Below are 1,734 nucleotides of genomic sequence, written 5' to 3'. Positions count from 1 at the left end.
CGCCGGGCAGATCGACGGCCACGCCGCCGGGCCGGATGTAGGCATGGTTCATGCGCAGGCCGGTGATCGACTCGAAGACTTTCAGGATCTCCTCGCGCTCGCGGAACCCGTAGAACATCGCGCTCATCGCGCCCAGCTCCATGCCGCCGGTGGCCAGCGCCACCAGATGCGATGAGATGCGGTTGAGTTCCATCAGCATCACGCGGATCACGTTGGCCCGCTCGGGGATGTCGTCGGTGATGCCGAGCAACTTCTCCACCGCGAGGCAGTACGCCGTCTCGTTGAAAAACGGTGAGAGGTAATCCATTCGGGTGACAAAGGTGACGCCCTGGGTCCAGTTGCGGAATTCGAGGTTCTTCTCGATGCCGGTGTGCAGATAGCCGATGCCGCACCGTGCTTCGGTGATGATCTCGCCTTCGATCTCCAGGATCAGGCGCAGCACGCCATGGGTGGACGGATGCTGCGGGCCCATGTTGACCACGATGCGCTCGCCGGCATGCTCGCGGGCGGCGGCCACGACCTCGTCCCAGTCCTGCCCGCCGACCATGACCACCGAGGAGGGGGTGTCGGCTCCGGTGGGTGTGCTCATCAGTGGTAGGACCTCCGCTGATCGGGCGGTGGGATCTGCGCGCCGTGGTACTGCACCGGGACCCCGCCGAGCGGGTAGTCCTTGCGTTGCGGATGCCCCACCCAATCGTCGGGCATCTCGATGCGGGTCAGCGCTGGATGACCGTCGAAGATGATGCCGAAGAAGTCGTAGGTCTCGCGCTCATGCCAGTCGGTGGTCGGATAGATCCCGTACAACGACGGGATGTGCGGATCGGCATCCGGCGCGGCCACCTCCAACCGGATCCGCCGGTTGTGCGTGATGGACATCAACGGATACACCGCGTGCAATTCACGACCTGTGTCGTCGGGGTAGTGCACACCGCTCACCCCGAGGCACATTTCGAACCGCAGCGCGGCATCGTCGCGCAACACGGCCGCGACCGCGGGCAGCTGCACCCGGCTCACCTCCAGCGTCAGCTCGTCGCGGTACACCACCACGCGCTCGATCGACACCGCGTAGCGTTGCGCGCCGAGCACCTCGGCCAGCCGGTCGACGACGTCGTCGAAATAGCCGCCGTAGGGCCGTGGCGTGCTGCCCGGCAGGGCGACCGACCGGACCAGGCGTCCATAGCCCGAGGTGTCGCCGGTGCCCTGCGCCCCGAACATGCCGCGGCGAACACCGATCACCTCGGGTGTCTGGTCCTTGGAGTCGTTCACCGCAGCAGCCCTTTGAGCTCGATGGTCGGCGCCACCGCCAGTGCGGCCTGCTCCGCCTCCCGGATGGCTTCGGCGCGGTTCACGCCGAGTGGCATCTGCGCAATCTTGTCGTGCAGCTTCAGGATTGCATGCAGCAGCATTTCCGGACGGGGCGGGCAGCCGGGCAGATAGATGTCGACCGGCACCACATGGTCGACACCCTGTACCACCGCATAGTTGTTGAACATGCCGCCCGAGGACGCGCAGACGCCCATCGCGAGCACCCATTTCGGCTCGGCCATCTGGTCGTAGATCTGCCGCAGCACCGGGGCCATCTTCTGGCTCACCCGGCCCGCGACGATCATCAGATCGGCCTGTCGGGGAGTCGCCGAGAACCGCTCCATGCCGAACCGGGCGATGTCGAACCGCGGTCCGGCGGTCGACATCATCTCGATGGCGCAACACGCCAGGCCGAACGTCGCAGGCCAC

Annotated in this window: 3 protein-coding genes; all 3 read right to left on the bottom strand. The window is 66.3% G+C overall.

The window, feature by feature from the left end; genetic code table 11:
• The coding region (locus RMCB_RS34265) for an NADH-quinone oxidoreductase subunit D-related protein (protein ID WP_456152466.1) at nt 1–589 on the bottom strand (589 nt) is incomplete at its 3' end.
• Nucleotides 589–1,266, bottom strand: coding sequence for an NADH-quinone oxidoreductase subunit C (locus RMCB_RS34260; RefSeq protein WP_062832307.1), 678 nt, complete (start codon nt 1,264–1,266; stop codon nt 589–591). The genes RMCB_RS34260 and RMCB_RS34265, both read right to left, overlap by 1 nt.
• On the bottom strand, nt 1,263–1,734 hold a 472-nt coding region (locus RMCB_RS34255), incomplete at its 5' end, for an NADH-quinone oxidoreductase subunit B (RefSeq protein ID WP_062832306.1). The genes RMCB_RS34260 and RMCB_RS34255, both read right to left, overlap by 4 nt.

The sequence above is a fragment of the Mycolicibacterium brisbanense genome, assembly GCF_001570425.1.
GTDB classification, from domain to species: domain Bacteria; phylum Actinomycetota; class Actinomycetes; order Mycobacteriales; family Mycobacteriaceae; genus Mycobacterium; species Mycobacterium brisbanense.
Note: the sequence above shows the minus strand (reverse complement) of the source record. Positions and strands in the feature narration are given on the sequence as shown.